This window comes from Bacteroides sp. D20 (assembly GCF_003436255.1).
Taxonomy (GTDB): Bacteria; Bacteroidota; Bacteroidia; order Bacteroidales; family Bacteroidaceae; genus Bacteroides; species Bacteroides uniformis.
The window spans coordinates 57,996-77,866 of sequence record NZ_QSOO01000016.1; the positions used below are offsets into that span (position 1 = coordinate 57,996).

Below are 19,871 nucleotides of genomic sequence, written 5' to 3' on the forward strand. Positions count from 1 at the left end.
TTTTACGCCAGGATGTAACGACCGTTACACCAGCATGTAAAGGGCGTTACAATATAGCGTAAAAGTCGTTACGATACAGCGTAAAGGACGTTACAATGCGGTGTAACGGCCGTTACATTACGATGTAAACAATGTGTAAATGCAATGTAATGATAATCAAGTCCATTCGTATGTCCCACAAGGAAACGGTCATAACTAAATTCGACGATTACGTCCCGCATCAATCCGCAGAAAGATAAACAGCAGGATTGTGAATCCCCAGAGAGAAGAACCTCCGTAACTGAAGAAAGGCAACGGGATACCGATGACGGGGGTCAGCCCCAGCACCATGCCTATATTGATGAATAGATGGAACAAGAATATACTAAGCACAGAATAACCATACACCCGGCCAAAGGGAGATTGCTGCCGCTCGGCCACGACAATCAGCCGTAAAATAAGAATAAGGAACAGTAACAGTACAGCCGTAGACCCTACGAATCCTTCCTCCTCACCCACGGTGCAAAAAATGAAGTCCGTATCTTGCTCCGGCACATACTTCAGCTTTGTCTGCGTACCATTCAAGAAACCTTTGCCGGTCAGCCCCCCGGAGCCGATGGCTATCTTCGACTGGTTCACGTTATAGCCGGCACCAGCAAGGTCCTCTTCCATACCAAGCACCACCTTGATACGTATCTGTTGATGGGGCTCCAGCACTTTATTGAAGAAGTAGTCGCTGGAGTAGAGGAAACCTATCGAACCCAAAGCAAACAGCCCAATCAGAAAATAAGATAAATGGCGCTCGCTTAAAGAAAGAAAGACAAGATACCCGACAACAAGTGCACAAAGCCCCCACTGCACCCACACCAAGTTGAAGGGTACCACGTATTCCGAAATCAGATAAGCCACGAGCAGCACTCCCAGCGAACCGCCGATAATATTCCGTGTGGGTTCCCAGCGCTTTTTATAAACCCACACCATACCTCCGGCAAAGAGCAGTACCATCAGCAGTACGGCAAATTCTCCGATAGGCGTCGGTGTATCGGCAATCATCACCGCATCAAAACGGATGCCCACCACAAAGTAGGCCACTGCACATATACCCGAGAACAGTACCACGCCCGGCATTCCCTCCCGATAAAGCATCAGGAAAAATGCAGAGTACACCAATGCCGAACCCGTCTCCCGCTGTAGGATAATCAGCAACATGGGGAAGAGAATCAGGAAAGCCAACATAAGGGAGCTTTTCCAATTCTTCATCGTAAACGAGTAGGCGCTCATATACTTGGCAAGCGCCAGCGCCGTGGCAAACTTGGCAAACTCCGCCGGCTGCAAACTGACCGGCCCCAGGATGAGCCACGACCGCGACCCTTTCGTGTCGGGCGCAATGAATATCGTGACAATCAGCAACAGCATCAGCCCTATATATATAAGGTAGGAGAACATGTCATAGAGGGAATCATCCAGCATCAGCAGCACAAACCCCAGCCCGAAGGAACATATAATCCAGACAAACTGCTTGCCGGCACGCGTAGAGAAGTCCAGAAAGTCACGGTCACCATAATCATAACTCGCCCCACAGACACTGAACCAGCCGAATACAATCAGCAGCAGGTAAACGACAATCGTCACCCAGTCCAATGATTTCCATATGCTATCTCTCCTTGTCACCAATTTATTTACGATTTTACGATTTACTATTTACTATTGAAGTCACTCACCGTTCATCCCTAACCCCTAATCCTTAATCCCCAACCCCTCATCATCATCTCTCCTCATCTCCGTAAAGTATCACCCGGTTACTGAATTCTTCCGCCCGTATCTCATTCTCGGGCGACAGCTTTCCATGCAGATACTGGTCCATCATCATGGCACCGATAGGTACGCCATACGTGGCACCGAAACCACCGTTCTCCACATAGACGGCAATGGCTATCTTAGGGTTGTCCATCGGGGCAAAGCCCATAAAGACAGAATGGTCCTTGCCGCGGTTCTGTGCCGTGCCCGTCTTTCCGCAGACCTCCACACCCGGCAGGATGGCTCCCGCCATGCGGCAAGTGGCGCTACCCGTACTTCCGTCTACAGCGGCACGCATGCCTTTCACCACCATTTCATAATATTCGCGGTCGATGGTGGGATAACGGGGATTGCGATAGATGCTGTCCAGTTCATTGTCTTCTATCTCCTTCACGATGTGCGGAGTAATGAAATGCCCCCGGTTGGCAATGGTGGCACCCAGATTGGCTATCTGCAACGGGGTGGCAAGAATCTCTCCCTGCCCGATGGAGATACTAATCACCGTCAGACCGTTCCACGAACCCCGATAGGGCTTGTCGTAGAACTTTGCATTCGGTATCAGTCCACGCTGTTCGCCGGGGAGGTCGGTACCGAGCCGATAGCCGAAGCCCTGCGATACCATGTGGTCTTTCCATACGGTAATGGCATTCTGCGGCGAACCGTATTTTTTATCACCGAACATGCGATACAATCCCCAACAGAAATAGGAATTACAAGAGGTAGCGATGGCAGGAATCAGCGACAGAGGCGAACCATGTCCGTGACATCCCACATGAAGGCCTTTATGATTGAAGCCATGCGCACAAGGGAAAGTCGGATAATCTTCGTGGATAATCCCTTCCTGAAGGAAGGTCAGCGCCTGCGCCGTCTTGAAGGTGGAGCCCGGCGGATAAGCTCCCATGATGGCACGGTTCAGCAAAGGCTTCCGCTTGTCCATCTGCAGCAGACGGTGGTTCTTTCCCCGCTGGCGCCCTATCATCAGATGAGGGTCAAAGGTAGGCGAGGAAACCATACATAGTATCTCACCCGTAGCCGGTTCGATGGCCACAATGGCACCGATTTTGTGTTGAAGCAGCCGTTCGCCCAACATCTGGAGGTCAATGTCGATGCCCAACGTCAGGTTCTTGCCGGGTACGGAGGAACGGTCCAACTGTCCGTCCATGTAGTGTCCCTGGATGCGCCCGTGAGCGTCACGAAGCAGAATCTCCACCCCCTTCTCTCCACGCAGATACTTTTCATAGGATTTCTCGATGCCTTGCTTGCCTATATAGTCTCCGCGAATATAATAGTCATCGTTCTCAATGTCTTTCTTGGACACTTCGCCGATGTCTCCCAGCAAATGGCCGGCAGAGTTATAGGTATATTGGCGGATAGTACGCCGCTGAATATAGAAACCTGGAAATTTGAACAGCTTCTCCTGAAACACACCGCACTCTTCGGCAGAAAGCTGCGTCATGAACACCTGATGGGTGTATTTGGAATAACCGGGGTTCATCCAGCGGTTCTTGACGTCCTTCATCCGTTTGTCAAACTGTTCACGGGTAATGTTCAAGGCACTGCAAAGGTCGAGTGTATCCAGCTGCGTCACCTCCCGAGGCACAAACGTAATATCATAGGCAGGCTGGTTAAACACGAGCAACTTACCGTTACGGTCGTAGATAGCCCCCCGTGATGGATATTGTATCTTGTTCAGAAAAGCGTTGCTGTCCGCGTTTTTCTTGTAGTCATCAGTCATGATTTGCAGGTCGAACAGCCGGAACACGTAAATAAGAACGATGACAATAGCCGCCGCTCCAATTACATATTTCCGCTTTTCCAGTGTATAGTCTTTCATCAATTCCTAATCCTTAATCCCTTTATCCTTTCTTTCTTATTCCCTCAACAGCCATAATGCAGGTCACAGTAAGCAGGGTACTTGCCGCAATTCTCAACAACAGCGTACCAATATGGGCAAAAGAGAAGAATTCGAGGGTAAGCAACAAGCCGTGATGTATCAGCACACTCACAACCAGATATTTCAGGAAAGGAAGAATCCCCATTGTACGGATGGCCGGAACCAGTGTATCCAGCGTGTCACGAGGCACGAACAGCCGCAGGAAAGTGGGGCGCAAGAAAGCTAGCAACACCGTAGCGGCAGCGTTCATCCCCGGTGTGTCGGAAAAGACGTCGACAGCCAGCCCTAAAAAGAATGCCCACAACATCAACGCATTGCGGGGAGTGTCCGACTCAAACTTCAGTATCAAGTAGATATACAGAAATGGAGTGGCATATCCTGCAATATGCACATTGTTCAATATCAGCACCTGCAACAGTACCAAGCCTATGAACCATCCTATTTTATGCAGATAATTAATTAACAACGCTAATGAGTTATAAGTTACGAGTTACAAGTTATTGAGTGTATAAGTTATAAGATATAAAGATGATTAATCCCTAATCCTTAACCCCTAATCCCTAATTTCTTAGTCACTTCTCGTCTGCCCTCGACTCCAATGCCTTTTGTTCATCCTGCCCGTTGCGGGAAATGACGCGCACATTGCTCACCTTTCCAAAGTCCGTAGCCAGCTTTATCTTCAACAGATACGAAAGCCCGTCGTGCGAGTCAGACATGTCATCCACCGTCCCCACCATGACACCTTCTGGAAACACGGTGGAATAGCCGCTGGTCACTACTGTATCTCCCAGATTGAATTCAGCATGCCGGGGCAAATCCTTCAGATAGGCAAAACGGGAATTACCTCCCTCCCACTTCAAATAACCGAAATAATCACTGCCCACAATCTTACAGCTGATGCTCGACTTGCTGTTCAGCAACGGAATGACCAACGAGTAATGGGGAGAGGTCTTATACACAATACCCACCACGCCATTGGCATCTACAACTCCCATCTCAGGACGGATACCTTCTGTTGTTCCACGGTCTAAAGTGATATAATTGTCAGCCTTGTTCAAGCTGTTCTTTATGACATTCGCCTTGAATATCTGATACTCCGTAGGAGCAAGCCGTTCCATGCTGTACAACCTGGCGGAGTCCAATCCTTTCTCCTTCAGGACATTTTCCAGAAACGAAAGCCGCTGCTCCAGCCACATGTTGCGGTCGAGCAGGTCTTCGTTGGCCGTCTTCAAGTGGAAATAGGAAGTGATGCCACCCGATATTTCATAAACCTTCCCCGCCACGCCATTGGCAGAGGTGAAATACACACTCTGCTGGTAATGATTAAAGCGAAATAATAAAATAAAACTGGCAACCTCTAACAGAAGAAAGAGGAACCAGTAATTATATTTAATGAGAAAGTTTAATAAATTTCGCATTACCGCATCAAGAATGAGAAGCGGTCAACGTTCTTCAATGCCACGCCCGTACCTTTGGCAACGGCATGCAAGGGGTCTTCCGCAATGTGGAACGGTATGTTTATTTTATCAGTCAGACGCTTATCCAGTCCACGAAGCAATGCACCGCCACCGGCAAGATAGATACCGTTGTGAACGATGTCGGCATACAATTCGGGAGGCGTATTTTCCAATGCGCTCAAGATGGCTGTCTCAATCTTAGAGATAGACTTCTCCAAGCAATGCGCCACTTCCTGATAGCATACCGGCACTTCCATGGGCAATGCCGTGATGCGGTTCGGACCATGAACGATATAGTCTTCAGGAGCATCCTCACCGAGTTCCGTCAAGGCAGCACCCACATTAATCTTAATACGCTCAGCCATACGCTCGCTGACCTTCACGTTGTGCTGGCGGCTCATGTATTCCTGAATATCGGCAGTCAGGTCGTCACCGGCAATGCGGATGGAATTGTTACTTACGATACCTCCCAAAGAGATTACGGCAATTTCCGTAGAACCACCACCTATGTCAACAATCATGTTGCCTTCGGGAGCCTCTACATCGATACCGATACCGATGGCAGCAGCCATCGGCTCGAAAATCAAATAAACGTCGCGCCCGCCGGCATGCTCGGCAGAGTCGCGCACGGCACGCAGCTCCACTTCGGTACTGCCCGAAGGAACACCAATCACCATGCGGAGTGACGGAGAGAAAAGACGGTTACGGTTGTTCACCATCTTGATAAGTCCACGTATCATCTGCTCGCAGGCATAGAAGTCGGCAATCACACCATCGCGCAACGGACGGATGGTACGTATGTTTTCGTGGGTCTTTTCGTGCATCATCTTTGCCTTGTCACCCACGGCAATCATCTTATCGGTACGACGGTCCAAAGCCACCACCGAAGGCTCATCCACCACAATCTTGCCATTCGTGGTGATGATGGTATTGGCTGTGCCAAGGTCCATCGCTATTTCTTGTGTAAAGGAGAATAATCCCATTAATATTTACGATTTAACTATTTACGATTTACGATTGATATTCCTCTTGTTTACAATTTGAGATTCAGACTTACGATGTAACTTCAATCGTAAATCGTAAATCGTCAAATCGTAAATCCGAATTAGTGTTTAAAGTGACGGAATCCCGTAGTCACCATGGCAATGCCATGCTCGTTGCAATATTCAAACGAGAGTTCATCCTTGATGCTTCCACCCGGCTGGATGACGGCTGTTACGCCTTCATTGCCGGCAATTTCCACGCAGTCGGGGAAAGGGAAGAATGCGTCACTTGCCATTACAGCGCCATTCAAGTCGAAACCGAAGTTTTTGGCTTTCTCGATAGCCTGCTTCAAAGCATCCACACGGCTGGTCTGACCTACACCACTTGCCAACAACTGCTTTCCTTTTGCCAGCACAATGGCATTCGACTTACTGTTCTTCACAATCTTGTTTGCAAAGAGCATATCCTCAATTTCCTGTGCAGTGGGAGCCTTCGTAGTTACAGTCTTCAATTCTTCTGGAGTTTCCACCTTAAGGTCGCGGTCCTGAACCAATACGCCATTCAGCAAAGAACGGAACTGCTTCTTAGGCAAAGCTGCCGGCTTGCGGACCAGGATAATACGGTTCTTCTTCTGACCGAGGATTTCCAACGCATCCACATCATAATCGGGAGCGATAATCACCTCAAAGAAAATTTTATTGATTTCTTCGGCAGCAGCCTTGTCAATCACGGCATTAGTGATGAGCACACCACCAAAAGCGGATACCGGGTCACCGGCAAGCGCATCGTTCCATGCTTCGAGCACAGTGGGACGTGAAGCCAGTCCACAAGCATTATTATGCTTCAGGATAGCGAAAGTCGTATCCTTGAATTCGTCAATCAAGTCAACGGCAGCATTGATGTCGAGCAGGTTGTTATAAGAGATTTCCTTACCGTGAATCTGGTCGAACATAGCATCAATATTGCCATAGAAATAACCTTTCTGATGCGGATTCTCGCCATAGCGTAAAGTCTTCTGGCTGTTGGCAGAGCAACGGAAAGCGGAACCTTCCTCGCCATCGAAATAGTTGAAGATGGCAGAATCATAGTGTGAAGACACTCCGAAAGCCTCTTTGGCAAACCAACGGCGTTCTTCGATGGTAGTAGTGGCTCCGTGTTCCATCAGCATGTCGCGGAACGGCTGATATTGTGCTTGCGAAGCGATGATAACCACGTCGTTATAGTTCTTGGCTGCGGCACGAATCAGAGAGATACCGCCTATGTCAATCTTTTCGATGATGGCAGGTTCTTCGGCACCACTGGCAACGGTAGCCTCAAACGGATAGAGGTCAACAATGACGAGGTCTATTTCGGGGATTTCATATTTTTCAATCTGTTGCATGTCTTGCTCCAATCCGCGGCGGCAAAGAATACCTCCAAAAACCTTCGGATGCAAAGTCTTCACGCGTCCGCCCAGGATGGAAGGGTATGTAGTGAGGTCTTCCACTGCCTTGCAGGGATAACCCAGGGATTCTATAAACTGACGGGTTCCACCGGTTGAGAGGAACTCTACACCTTCTTCATGCAGTTTGGTAATGATTTCGTCCAAACCTTCCTTATGGTAAACAGATACCAGAGCTGTTTTGATTCTTTTTGTTTCAGACATGGATTTGCGTATTAAAGTATGCGTATATTAGTATTTGATGCGCAAAGTTACAAATTTTGTTTATTCATACATACATTCATACACAATAAATTAGGTATAATTAAAAAAGGCGGCATCTGTTTCCAGTCTGCCGCCTTTTTTTAAGGGTTATTTTGTTGGTTTACCAAATAGATACACGTTTTTCTACCGGCAAGAACATCGGGTCTTTTTCTGTCACGTTGAATGCCTCATACCAAGCACCGATTTGCGGCAATGCACCGTTTACGCGCCATTCGCCCAATGAGTGCACATCACTCTTCGTGCGGTTCAGCACTTCTTCGGGACGGATATCATTGGCCCATACACCTGCGTATGCCAGGAAGAAACGTTGTTCGGGAGTAAGACCATCCAGCACCGGCAGCGGATTGGCAGCCGTAGCTTTCTTGAATGCCTGATAAGAAACCTGCAGACCACCGTGGTCGGCAATATTCTCACCCAATGTCATGCGTCCGTTGGCATATACGCCCGGAGCAACCTCGATGCTATCGAAGAAGTTCACCATCACCTGAGCACGCTCGTCAAAGTTCTTGGCATCTTCAGCAGTCCACCAGTCTTTCAGGTTACCGTCCTTGTCGTACTGGCGACCCTGGTCGTCGAATCCGTGAGTCATCTCATGACCGATTACCACACCGATGGCACCATAGTTGAAGGCATCATCCGCATTCATATCGAAGAAAGGATATTGCAGGATACCGGCGGGGAAACAGATTTCGTTCGTAGTCGGGTTATAGTAAGCGTTGACGGTCTGCGGAGTCATCAGCCATTCGTCCTTATCCACCGGCTTGCCGGCCTTGGCTATCATTTCGGCATGGCTCCACTCGTTGGCACGTTCCATGTTTGCCCAGTAAGAGTCGTTTTTGATTTCCAGTGTGGAGTAGTCTTTCCAAGTGTCGGGATAACCAATCTTCACATGGAAGGTAGCCAGTTTCTCCAGAGCTTTCACCTTAGTGGAATCACCCATCCAAGCAAGATTCTGGATACGTTCGCCCAGGCTTTCCTGCAAGTTCTTCACCAAAGTCACCATACGCTCCTTGGCAGCAGCAGGGAAATATTTCTCCACGTACATCTGACCTACAGCTTCGCCCAGCGCGCCGCTTACAGTGCTTACCGCTCTCTTCCAGCGGGGCTGCATCTCTTGTGTACCGCTCATGGTGCGGCTGTAGAAGTCGAAGTTCTGTTCTGCCATAGCATCGTTCAGCAAGCTTGCGGCAGAATCAATCAATTTCCATTGCAGATAAAGGCTCTGCTGTTCAATGGGCAGCGTATCCAGAATATCGGCAGCAGCTTTCAGTGAAGCGGGCTGGCCTACGATGATTTCCTTCACATCCTTCAAGCCCATGGCAGACAAATAAGCATCCCAATCGAAAGTAGGATAATTCTTCTTCAACTCTTCCATGCTCATCTTGTTATAATTGGCATGCGGGTCACGCAACTCCGTACGAGAGCGGAAAGCCTTGGCAAGACGTGTTTCCACATCCATCACCACCTCCATACCTTTCTTGGCAGTAGCCTCGTCGAAACCAGCCAACTGATACATCTTCTGTACATGTGTACGGAAAGCATCACGAATTTTGGCAGTAGCCTCATCATTCTCCAGATAGTATTCACGTTCGCCCATGCTCAGCCCGGTCTGATAGGTCTGTACAGCATTCATGCTACTGTTCATTTCGTCAGCGCCAACATACAGCACGTTGTAGGCGATGATACCCTTCTTCTGCATATCGCCCAGCAAGGCATAAAGCTCCTTCTTGTCCTTCAAAGCAGCCAGCTGGTCGAGTTCAGCCTTGATGGGGGCTACACCGTCCTTGTTCAGCTTCACGCTGTCCATCACGATTTTGTACAAGTCACCGATTTTTTGTGCCACGCTGCCGGCTTCGTGCTGGGTGGCGGCAAGCTCTTCAATCAGTCCTTGAATCTGCTTGCGGTTGTTTTCTGCAAGGATAGTAAAAGAACCGTACTGTGAGTATTCAGCAGGAATCGGATTGTTCTTCATCCAACCGCCACATGCGTATTGGTAAAAGTCAGTTCCGGGTAGAGCCGTTGTGTCAAGATTGGCGAGCTGGATGCCTGCTGTAAGTTCAGCCTGCTGCTTGCCGGTGTTGCAGGAAGCCGTCATCAGACAGAATGCTGCAATGGGTAACAAATGATTTGCTTTCATAAACATATAAAATATAATAGTTAGTGATTCTCCAACTCTACAGTAGCCGCGTCCCACTCTTCCATCACGCGGTCAAGCTGCTCTTTCAGTTTTTGGTGCTGCTCATAAAGCGACATGTCCGAAGCACCTTCCGGTGTGGCCATCCTGGCCTCAAGAATGGCAATGGCAGCCTCCGTCTGCTCTATCTCCGCTTCACAATCGGCAACGCGACGTTCCAGTTTCTTGAGCTTCTTATTAAGCTCCTTCTGCTCCTCATAAGAGAGTTTGGCTGCCGAGGGTTGAACCGGTTCTGCACCAGCATTTCCTGATGCCGCCTTACCGGCAGTGGGCGAAGCGGAAAGTGAAGGGGATTTCTGTAACTCATTCAGGCTCTCTATCTGCTTCTTTTGCAGGAAATCATAAATTCCTCCCAGATGTTCCTTCACCAGTCCGCCACCAAACTCGTACACTTTAGTCGCAAGTCCGTCCAGAAAATCACGGTCATGGCTGACTATTATCACCGTTCCGTCAAAATCGCGGATAGCCTCCTTCAACACATCTTTGGAACGCATGTCAAGATGATTCGTAGGTTCGTCGAGAATCAGGAAATTCACCGGCTCCAACAGCAGTTTTATCATGGCAAGCCGGGTACGCTCTCCACCGCTGAGCACCTTCACCCTTTTATCCGAAGCCTCACCGCCGAACATGAAAGCACCCAGAATATCACGAATTTTGAGGCGGATATCCCCTACGGCCACGTGGTCAATCGTATCGAATACAGTTAGGTTCTCATCCAAAAGTTGTGCCTGGTTCTGGGCAAAATATCCAATCTGCACATTATGTCCCAGTGTAAGTTTTCCGGTATAATCCGTAATCTCACCCATAATACACTTTACAAGCGTAGACTTTCCTTCGCCGTTCTTACCGACAAAAGCAACCTTCTCTCCTCGGTTGATGGTCAAATTCACATCATGGAAAACAATGTGCTCACCGTAGGATTTCTCCATATCCTCGCAGATGACGGGATAATTACCGCTACGGCTGCTGCAAACAAACTTCAGGCGCAAAGAGGAGTTGTCTTCCTCATCCACCTCGATACGTTCTATCTTTTCAAGTTGCTTGATGCGACTTTGCACCTGCACAGCCTTGGTAGCTTTGTACCGGAAACGCTCGATAAAGTCTTCCGTATCTTGTATCTGCTTCTGCTGATTCTCGTAAGCACGCAGTTGCTGCTCCCGGCGCTCCTTGCGAAGCACCACGAACTCATCGTATTTCACTTTATAGTCGTAAATGCGTCCACAAGTTATTTCGATGGTACGCGTAGTGACATTGTTCAAAAAGGCGCGGTCGTGGCTGACAAGCACCACCGCATTGGCACGGGTGGAAAGGAAGTTCTCCAACCACTGGATACTCTCGATGTCAAGGTGGTTGGTAGGCTCGTCGAGCAGCAACACATCCGGACGGCGAAGCAACAGCTTGGCAAGCTCTATACGCATACGCCAACCACCGGAAAACTCGCTTGTAGAGCGGTCAAAGTCCTCGCGGCTGAAGCCCAGCCCTTGGAGCGTGCGCTCTATTTCGGCACGGTAGTTGGTGCCGCCCATCATCAGAAAACGTTCGTTTTCGTGAGTGAAGCGGTCAATCAGTTTCTGGTAATCCTCGCTGTCGTAATCGGTACGTTCGGCAAGTTGCCGATTCATGCGTTCGATGCCCGCCTGCATCTCAAAAATATGCTCGAAGGCAAGTTCAGCCTCCTGCATTACGGTGCGCTTGTCACTGAGTATCATCACTTGGGGCAAATACCCGATAGTACATTCACGGGGAACGGCAACAACGCCGGCAGTGGGCTGCTGAATGCCAGCCAATATCTTGAGCATGGTGGACTTACCGGCACCATTCTTGCCGACAAGAGCTATACGGTCTTTCTTATTGATAACATAAGAGACGTCTTCGAACAGAGGAGTGGCATTAAATTCTACCTTCAGTCCTTCTACAGATATCATAGTGTCAATGAATTTATCGTTCAAGACTGCAAAGGTAGCGATTTTCAACGTTATACAATATCATACGCTCACATAATTACATCAAATATCCAAGAAAGAGAACACTACTCCCGCATTTCCTGCGGAAGGACAATTGCAAAGCGGCTCCCCTTGCCAAGAGTTGAGGCCACTTCTATTTTTCCATGAAACCTTTCAACGATAGTCCTGCAAATGGCCAATCCCAATCCCGTGCCCTGCACAAAAGCATCTCCCTTATAGAAACGTTCAAAAATGTGCGCCAGAACTTCTTCCGACATGCCGGTTCCCGTATCTTCCACAAAGACTTCCAATGTAGCAAAGTCCTTCAGCCTATACCCTATGGTTATGCGTCCTTCAGCAGTGAACTTCACCGCATTATTGATAAGATTGTTGACAACTTGCCCCAAACGCGTAGGATCTGTATAGATAACTGCCGCCCGGTCCGGAAGGTCTAGCAGTAACTCCACTCCTTTCCGAAGATTCATCTTCTGCGCACTGTAAATGCTTTCCAATATGCCATTTAAAGAAACCTTCTCAAAATGGAATTCCATCGTGTTCGATTCTATCTTGGACAAATCCAGAATATCTGAAATCAACACCATTAACAACTGGCTGTTCTTTTCAATCAAAGACGTAAATTCCATAATCTCCTGCCGCGACAAGTCGGCATCCCCACAAGCCAGTAGTGTAGAGAAGCCCACAATGGCATTTAGTGGCGTACGTATCTCGTGGCTCATATTAGCAAGAAATACGCTCTTCAACTCATCGCTACGTTGCGCTTTCTGCAAAGCCTCGTTCAATTTATTCTCCGTATCCTTGTATTTCTGCGTACTCATGCAAATACCGATGATACGGAACGGCAAATCCGTCAATTGCCCCACATAGGTAGATTGCGCCTCAAACCACTCCCACTTGCCGTCTCCCCTCCGTAGACGGTATTCCACTGGGCGTTCGTACAAATTACCATGCAACTGTAAAGCCAAAGCATCAAACACTCCCTTCCGGTCGTCCGGATGAATCAGAAATGCGAATTCCTCAGGCGTCAGCGTATAGTCACGCGTAGGAATCCCCAAATATTCAAAATAACGCGGTTCTATAATCATCAGATTATGTTCCATGTCGAAAGACCATTGAAATATCTGGGTGCGGCTCAGCGCAATATTCAGCAAATGCTTCTGTGTCCGTTCTTCCAACACATTCCTGAAATAGAGTACAATCCTCACCAATTGTCCATCTTCATGAATTCCCACCATAGCACCTTGTATCAGAAAACTGATACCACTCTTCAATTCACGTATAAAGCAATTGATATCTAAGGGAATAATCCGCACATCCCTCTCCCGAAGTTGCAGCAAAAGGTCTTCTAACACATTCTTTTTATCACATACCACTTCCAATAAGTCAGTGATACGCCGCCCTATCACATACTCATTCAAATGGAGTTCATTCATCACCTGCTGATTCAGACGCCAGATACAATCTTCCAAATCAATCATAATAATGCTGACGGGCCATGAGTTGAACAACTGCTCGGAGATGGCATTTATTATACGTACTTCTTGAGGAACATTCGGATTCATCAGAATTGTTTTATCATACAAGGAGCAAAGTTCGGGCTAAAATGCTTATGCCACAAACAAACCCTTATAAATCAATATTCCGTTTTAGCATGTATATATTCTATTATTCACAACTTTACCTTATTTAACAGAGACAAATTGAGCGTAATATTGATTTTAACTGTTATCTCTGTCATTTATACATTATTATCCCCCATTTTTGTGTCTTAAAATCTCCAACATGAATATATCCGAATTCAATATAAATGCCGAGTTCATTGCCTGCAATCATATCACAACCAATGAACTGAATCCGCTAGTGGAAAAGCCATACCACACCAAGGCCAGTATCTTCGCTCTATGCACCAAAGGAGTTCTGAAAACCATCATAAACCATACTCAATTCAGGGTTGAAGCTAACACCCTCCTAGTTATTCCTCCCGAGACCTTCGTACAATTGCTACACACGTCAGACGATGCTGAAATATATGTCGTCATATTTTCCCAACAACTTATCCAGAGTTCAGGGGCCGGCAAGGTCATGATGGATAAGTTTCACATTATAGGCAAACACTATATTTTTCCTCTATCGAAAACGGACTTCCAGCTTTATGCCGAGTTCATGACCTATTTGTCACACCTCTACCAAAGAACAGAAAGCCCCTCAAGTCTAGTTTCATTGCAAACTCTACTGACCTATCTGTTACAAGGTATATCCGAACTCTGTCCGGAACGCCCTAGAATAAAAGAGACTCCGGGCAGCAGGCATTTCAACCAATACCGCATTTTTATCCGATTGGTACACACAGACTATGTCCGGGAGCATCAAGTGTCCTATTATGCATTGAAAATGAATATGAGACCGGCAGCTCTTTGCCGCCTTGTCAAAAAGGAATCAGGACATACAGCCATGGAAATCATCAACAATACTATCATCATGGATGCCAAAGCACAACTTTGTACCGCCAACACTCCGATAAAGGATATAGCCGTGAGTCTAGGTTTTAATAATGCGGCCTTCTTCAACAAATTCTTTAAACGTCATACGGGAATACCTCCTCAGAAGTTCCGCACATCCTCAAAACAATAAAATCCACTCAAAACACAAAATGCGGATATTCTGCCATGAGAATACCCGCATTCCTCAATAAGAGAAGTCTGCCATCAATCTACCTTCTTAGCAATAAAAAACACATAACCGTAGAATTCCTTATATTTGCCGTATAGTTCATCCTCAATCATTTGGAGTGAGCTGAACTCTTCGGCAATTTTATTACCGGCATATTTCTTACGGAAAATCTCCTGGGCCGCAACCTTTGAAGCAAAGTAATGCTCTGTCCAGCAATTCTCCGGCAGAATGAATGTAGCAACGGGGAGATAACCCGCCTTGTACAACTTGGTCACCTGATTGGGAAGTGTATCCATTTCAGAGTAAGCGTCCATCCAGAAGTCATTGATTTCCGCAGGGCGTTCGTCCGTAAACCATGAACTCTCGGAGACGGCAATATACCCTCCCGGTTTCAGATACTTACGCCACTCCTTCAAGCCACGTTCAAAGCCAATGTTATAGATAGCACCTTCACACCAAATCATATCCAGCTCCTCCTCACCGAAAGGAAGGGCATCCATTGAACCGACAATTCCTTTTACTCTGTCCTGCAAGCCTAACTGCCTTGCATTACGGTTGAAGATATCAATAAAGCCGGGAAAAAGGTCAATTCCTGTAATCCGCCCCGGCACATGGCCAGCTACTACCATTGTCTGGCCACCCGTTCCACAGCCGATATCGGCAATAAAGGATTCATCGGTAAGACCGTCTACAAAGCTCAATGCCTTCAACGTCGCTTCAGGACTGCCAGGGCCTTGTCGTTCCATATTGGAGAAAAAGTCACAGATTAAATTAAGTTCGAAATCGTGGATAGTTTTATTTTCGTTACTCATTTTCTTACTATATTTTGCATATACGGAAAGTATCACAATACCTTCAGCATAATATGCGGATTAAACTTGAATTATAACAATAAAAAAACACTCTCGAAAGAAGTTATCCGAGAGTAAACGAAGGGGGGACAATCTGTGCAGGGAACACAGATTGTTTACAAAACCAAATCCGATTTAAATGTCTTTGTCATACTGCAAAGATACGCAATATTTTATTTAATCAAAGATTTTACGGTTAATAAAGATTTTCCCTTGCACCGGGCGCATGCTGAAGAACCGCACCTACCACCTGGCAAGTATCCAGTTCCTTACAGTCGCCACAAGTATTGAAACCTTTTTCGTACACACATTTGCGGATAGCACAATAATCGCTGCAATAGGCAAACTTCACCCCGTCTGCACGGCACCCCATACAATGGATGGTTTCCGGCGTAATTTCCGGCGTATTGTTCAGCACACTCCACTCTTTGGCAGTTTTCTCTCTCAGCTCATCGTCATTATTGACAGTGGCTATACGGGCGGCGCAATTTTCGCAATCCAACCCGCAACATGCAATTAATTGTTTCATCACTTGGTTATAACGATTTATGTTTGAGGATATAATGCCCTTTTTCCCGCACATCGATTCAGTAAGCCCAAAACTCACCCCATACCTTGGAACAGACACTCATTTACCGACAGTCCTCAGCGCTTTCTTAACGATATACTTGGTCTCTTTCGTTTCACTTTCCCAACGCCTGCAAAGCTTCCTTACAAATCCGGATTGCGTCTTACTTGCATCATTTAACCAATTCCCTACGCTGTTCCGGACATACTTGGAGTAATCTGATTTCAAAGGTTCCAATATCGGTGAGCCCAATGCAGGGTTCTGTTCCAACATTTCAGTATGCTTGCACCAGACACCTCGTGAACAGAAAACAGAAGAACAAATATAGCTCTGGCAAACGCCTTCCCCATATTTGTCCTTTTGTTCTTTTACCCAAATAAATTAATGCGAATCAAGTTATCCTTCCGTCTTACTTTAGAACAGCTTCGCAGGATACTCACCCGCATCCACCAAAGCCTGAATCTTGTCGACTACACTCTGACGGTCTTCGGGATAAGTCACACCGAACCACTTGCCGGTTGTATCGAGCACTTCGCAGGTAGCAGTGCCATTGTTAATCAGCTTATCCACCATCAGCGGGATGAAGAATTCGCTTTTCAGATTCTCCATATTCTTCGGGTCGCTCAGGAAGCTCTTGAAAAACTCTGCACTGTAAGCAAAGTAATCGGGAGTGAAACCCCAGAAGTTCATGCTGACCGGAGTCGTCTCGGGAGTGGCAGTCCATTCACCGTTATCGTCGATGTACTTCACCTCACCGTCCATGCGCTGAATCTTGGTACGTTCCACTACGGAAGTCAGCAGGTTGTTCGCATCCGTTCCACACAATCCACGGGATACGGTACCGCTCTCGCTCAACGTATTGCCGATGCGGAAGCCTACCATGGAATATACGTTTTTGGAGCCTTCGGGAAGGGCTGCAAGGAATTTGCCCATTACCTGGAAGGAGTCACGACCGTAGAAATCGTCGCAATTGATAACAGCAAACGGTTCCTTTATTACATCGGCACCCATCATTACAGCATGGTTGGTTCCCCAAGGTTTGGTACGGCCTTCGGGGCAGGTGAAGCCTTCAGGAAGGTCATCTATGGACTGGAATACCAGTTCGCAGGGAATATGGCCTTCGTATTTGGAAATAATCTTGTCGCGGAAGTCCTGTTCAAAATCTTTACGGATTACGAAAACGAGCTTGCCAAAACCGGCATTGATGGCATCGTAAATAGAATAATCCATGATAGTTTCGCCATTCGGTCCCAATCCGTCCAATTGTTTCAAGCCACCATAACGGCTGCCCATACCGGCTGCCAATAAGAATAAAGTTGGTTTCATATTAGTTATTATTTAAAAAGGTTAGTGTATCACAGTTGATAACGGTTGCAAATGTACAAAAATTTATGGCTGACAGAAGGGAGTTTTAGTTCATTCTTTACCACTATCCGTTCAAAAACGTACATTTAGAACGGATAACCGATGGCAAAATGCAGTGCCATACTATCCTTGAACTTAGGAATATTGTAATATCCCGACTTTCCGGTATCATACGGGTCGTGAAGCCCGATACCCAAATCCAGACGGAAAACAAGGAAGTCCAGGTCATAGCGTAAGCCGAATCCCGTACCCAAAGCAATCTGTTTCGGGAAATTCTTCAAGGTGAACTCACCGTTCGGGCGATTTTCGTCCTTACGCATCAGCCATACATTGCCGGCATCCAGAAACACCGCTCCATGCAAGTCGGCAATCATACGGAAGCGATACTCGATATTGGCTTCTATGCGAATATCACCCACGTGGTTGATATAGGTATATTTCCTATCCGTCTCGGGAGGATAGCCGCCCGGACCTATACTGCGTGCAGAAAAGGCGCGCACACTGTTGGCACCGCCGATATAGAACTGTTCCGTATAAGGTGCGGTCGTAGCGTTGCCATACGACCATATCACCCCTCCGGCAATACGCGAGGCTATCATCTGGTTCTTGTCTATCCGGTAATGGTACCTGAATTCCGAGTTCAGCTTCAAGAACTGTGCAAAAGGTACCCCGAAAAGCTTCTTTCCTTCCTCACTGAACGGCTTGCCGAAAATACGGTAGACGGCAGAAGTCAGGTTACCGGCCGACGCAACGGTGGTCTGCCACCAGATGGGGTTACGCTTGCCGCGCACGGAAGCGTTGTCATAAGTATAGGTGTACTCCATGGCAGGAATGAACTGGTCGCGCAAACTAACGTAGAGTGCCGGATTCTCGGCACGCAACGTATCGAAAGCGGCAGTAGGATTGCGCAGTACATTGAATGTCAACCGGAAAGGAGTTATACTGTGCCTGGAAGTCGATTTGGGCTGGAAGTCATAAGTGACATTACCGCCAAAAGCCAACAGCTTATAATACTTGGCACGGTTCATCTGGTCGGCATATAAACGGAAAGTCGTTGTAGCCGGGAAGTCATACTCACGGTCGCCCATCCTAGGAAACACCACGCGCGGAAAGATAAGCGAAGTGGAGATACCCAGTTCATAACTGTTCATCAAGGAAGAACTTGCCTTGCCCGTCTGCCATTCGTACGAACCGTTCAACTTCACATTCCAGCTTTCACCGCCACCGAAGACATTGTTCTTCGTCACCGTAAAAGCGGCACCCGGTCCCGTCTGGTTATTGCTCTTCATGGTGACATTAAAATCCAACTCCGCATCGTAGGGTTTATCGAGCGCGGCAATGACCCTCACATCCAATGTATCAGACACAAACGCCGTATCACGCGGTATATACTGCATCTCCGCATAACGGAAAATACCGACGCTTGCCAGACGCTCCTGAATACGGGTCTGACGGTACAAACTATACAAACTCTGCATAGAACGCTGGCGGGCAATACCTGCGCTGTCCTGTATCTGACGTTTCCGCCGATAACCTTGATAGTTCAACCAACGGTAAAGCATGTTGGGACGTACCGGAGGTTTGTTGTAGTAATGTATGGTCAAGCCTTTGTAATCCATGCTGTCATTGGGTTCCTGCCCCTGCTTTCCAAGAAGATAGACGGATTTACGCCCCACACGGAACTGCTTCTCGGCTACCTTTGGCATACCGGGAACGGGAATCAAGCGCATCTGGACATGCCCATTGGGAACCATCATGGTATCGGCCTGATAGGTCAGGTAGTCGGGACGGAAATAATAACAGCCCACATTACGCAGCAGGGTACTGATACGGGTACGCTCCCCATCCAGATCAGCCACATTGAATTGTTCTCCCGAACTGATAAGGGAACGTCGGCGTCCCAGCTCCATAATGCGAGTGGTACGCTCGCTGAAACCACGATAATATACCGTATCTATAAAGTAGGGGTTACGCATGTTCACCGTATATTGCAACTTTGCCTTCAGCGAGTCCTTCGGGTCGATAAATGTCTTGTAGCTGACGCTTCCGTTGAAATAGCCATAATCGCGCAGCAAGTTAACCGCCGCCTTCTGGCGTATATCGGGATTCACCGTAGACATAAGCACCGGAGTGGCGGCAAATTTATTGAATATCCACTTTCCGAATCCCTTCTCATACTTCTGGAAACCATTGTAAATCCACAGTCCGAAAGGAAAGGGATAGCGGATAGTAGAGCTTCCCAGCAACGAATTGTTCGGTGCCGTAGCAAGGGCGGCTTCCACCTCTTCCATAGCAATCTCACCAACAGACGTTTCACTGCGGTTCAATACAATCATCGGCTTTTGGCCGGTATAGAGTATCTCCCCCTCGGGCAAGTGCTTCGTGGTGGAGCAACCTGCCAGAAATATCAATCCTGCAATATATAATATCAGTCGTTTCATATCAC

Annotated in this window: 14 protein-coding genes; 1 reads left to right on the forward strand and 13 read right to left on the reverse strand. The window is 47.5% G+C overall.

What is annotated here, in order from left to right:
* Nucleotides 1–195: 195 nt before the first annotated feature.
* From rodA to DXD78_RS15885, 9 genes are all read right to left on the reverse strand, one after another.
* Nucleotides 196–1,653, reverse strand: coding sequence for a rod shape-determining protein RodA (gene rodA, locus DXD78_RS15845; RefSeq protein ID WP_009037257.1), 1,458 nt, complete (start codon nucleotides 1,651–1,653; stop codon nucleotides 196–198).
* Between the two features lie 91 nt (nucleotides 1,654–1,744).
* Nucleotides 1,745–3,613, reverse strand: coding sequence for a penicillin-binding protein 2 (gene mrdA, locus DXD78_RS15850; protein WP_034525656.1), 1,869 nt, complete (start codon nucleotides 3,611–3,613; stop codon nucleotides 1,745–1,747).
* Nucleotides 3,614–3,632: 19 nt separating this feature from the next.
* Nucleotides 3,633–4,136, reverse strand: a complete 504-nt coding sequence (gene mreD, locus DXD78_RS15855) for a rod shape-determining protein MreD (protein ID WP_005828540.1) — start codon at nucleotides 4,134–4,136, stop codon at nucleotides 3,633–3,635.
* 106 nt (nucleotides 4,137–4,242) lie between these two features.
* A complete protein-coding gene (gene mreC, locus DXD78_RS15860) occupies nucleotides 4,243–5,088 on the reverse strand; it encodes a rod shape-determining protein MreC (RefSeq protein WP_005828542.1) in 846 nt (281 codons plus the stop codon).
* A complete protein-coding gene (locus DXD78_RS15865; RefSeq protein WP_005828544.1) occupies nucleotides 5,088–6,110 on the reverse strand; it encodes a rod shape-determining protein in 1,023 nt (340 codons plus the stop codon). Before DXD78_RS15865 ends, mreC begins: the two co-directional genes overlap by 1 nt.
* A 122-nt stretch (nucleotides 6,111–6,232) precedes the next feature.
* On the reverse strand, nucleotides 6,233–7,756 hold the full coding sequence (gene purH, locus DXD78_RS15870) for a bifunctional phosphoribosylaminoimidazolecarboxamide formyltransferase/IMP cyclohydrolase (RefSeq protein ID WP_009037258.1): 1,524 nt from the start codon (nucleotides 7,754–7,756) through the stop codon (nucleotides 6,233–6,235).
* A 160-nt stretch (nucleotides 7,757–7,916) separates the two neighbouring features.
* Nucleotides 7,917–9,953: a M13 family metallopeptidase gene (locus tag DXD78_RS15875; RefSeq protein ID WP_009037259.1), complete on the reverse strand. Its 2,037-nt coding sequence runs from the start codon at nucleotides 9,951–9,953 to the stop codon at nucleotides 7,917–7,919.
* A 20-nt stretch (nucleotides 9,954–9,973) separates the two neighbouring features.
* The gene (gene abc-f / locus DXD78_RS15880) at nucleotides 9,974–11,935 is read right to left on the reverse strand and encodes a ribosomal protection-like ABC-F family protein (RefSeq protein WP_009037260.1); all 1,962 of its coding nucleotides are present in this window, start codon (nucleotides 11,933–11,935) and stop codon (nucleotides 9,974–9,976) included.
* Nucleotides 11,936–12,039: 104 nt separating this feature from the next.
* Nucleotides 12,040–13,533, reverse strand: coding sequence for an ATP-binding protein (locus DXD78_RS15885; protein ID WP_005828554.1), 1,494 nt, complete (start codon nucleotides 13,531–13,533; stop codon nucleotides 12,040–12,042).
* Between the two features lie 220 nt (nucleotides 13,534–13,753).
* On the opposite strand from DXD78_RS15885, the gene DXD78_RS15890 reads away from it, so the two are divergent.
* A complete protein-coding gene (locus DXD78_RS15890) occupies nucleotides 13,754–14,602 on the forward strand; it encodes an AraC family transcriptional regulator (RefSeq protein ID WP_005828555.1) in 849 nt (282 codons plus the stop codon).
* Between the two features lie 74 nt (nucleotides 14,603–14,676).
* Here the strand turns inward: DXD78_RS15890 and DXD78_RS15895 are convergent, their stop codons facing one another.
* The 4 genes from DXD78_RS15895 to DXD78_RS15915 all read right to left on the reverse strand — a co-directional run bounded on the left by DXD78_RS15895 (nucleotide 14,677) and on the right by DXD78_RS15915 (nucleotide 19,866).
* Entirely contained in the window at nucleotides 14,677–15,453 is a 777-nt protein-coding gene (locus tag DXD78_RS15895) for a class I SAM-dependent methyltransferase (protein ID WP_034528898.1), read from the reverse strand.
* Between the two features lie 235 nt (nucleotides 15,454–15,688).
* Nucleotides 15,689–16,021 (reverse strand): DUF3795 domain-containing protein, encoded by a 333-nt coding sequence (locus tag DXD78_RS15900; protein WP_034528899.1) that lies wholly within the window; start codon nucleotides 16,019–16,021, stop codon nucleotides 15,689–15,691.
* A gap of 453 nt (nucleotides 16,022–16,474) precedes the next feature.
* On the reverse strand, nucleotides 16,475–17,386 hold the full coding sequence (locus tag DXD78_RS15910; protein WP_117652819.1) for a nucleotidyltransferase: 912 nt from the start codon (nucleotides 17,384–17,386) through the stop codon (nucleotides 16,475–16,477).
* 125 nt (nucleotides 17,387–17,511) lie between these two features.
* Nucleotides 17,512–19,866, reverse strand: a complete 2,355-nt coding sequence (locus DXD78_RS15915; RefSeq protein WP_009037264.1) for a BamA/TamA family outer membrane protein — start codon at nucleotides 19,864–19,866, stop codon at nucleotides 17,512–17,514.
* Nucleotides 19,867–19,871 lie beyond the last annotated feature (5 nt).

What these genes read in the sequence shown, in the direction of transcription:
- mreC (WP_005828542.1), bottom strand. Translation starts at nt 5,088, where the DNA reads ATGCGAAATTTATTAAACTTTCTCATTAAATATAATTACTGGTTCCTC.
- DXD78_RS15865 (WP_005828544.1), bottom strand. Translation starts at nt 6,110, where the DNA reads ATGGGATTATTCTCCTTTACACAAGAAATAGCGATGGACCTTGGCACA.
- purH (WP_009037258.1), bottom strand. Translation starts at nt 7,756, where the DNA reads ATGTCTGAAACAAAAAGAATCAAAACAGCTCTGGTATCTGTTTACCAT.
- DXD78_RS15875 (WP_009037259.1), bottom strand. Translation starts at nt 9,953, where the DNA reads ATGAAAGCAAATCATTTGTTACCCATTGCAGCATTCTGTCTGATGACG.
- abc-f (WP_009037260.1), bottom strand. Translation starts at nt 11,935, where the DNA reads ATGATATCTGTAGAAGGACTGAAGGTAGAATTTAATGCCACTCCTCTG.
- DXD78_RS15885 (WP_005828554.1), bottom strand. Translation starts at nt 13,533, where the DNA reads ATGAATCCGAATGTTCCTCAAGAAGTACGTATAATAAATGCCATCTCC.
- DXD78_RS15890 (WP_005828555.1), top strand. Translation starts at nt 13,754, where the DNA reads ATGAATATATCCGAATTCAATATAAATGCCGAGTTCATTGCCTGCAAT.
- DXD78_RS15895 (WP_034528898.1), bottom strand. Translation starts at nt 15,453, where the DNA reads ATGAGTAACGAAAATAAAACTATCCACGATTTCGAACTTAATTTAATC.
- DXD78_RS15900 (WP_034528899.1), bottom strand. Translation starts at nt 16,021, where the DNA reads ATGAAACAATTAATTGCATGTTGCGGGTTGGATTGCGAAAATTGCGCC.
- DXD78_RS15910 (WP_117652819.1), bottom strand. Translation starts at nt 17,386, where the DNA reads ATGAAACCAACTTTATTCTTATTGGCAGCCGGTATGGGCAGCCGTTAT.
- DXD78_RS15915 (WP_009037264.1), bottom strand. Translation starts at nt 19,866, where the DNA reads ATGAAACGACTGATATTATATATTGCAGGATTGATATTTCTGGCAGGT.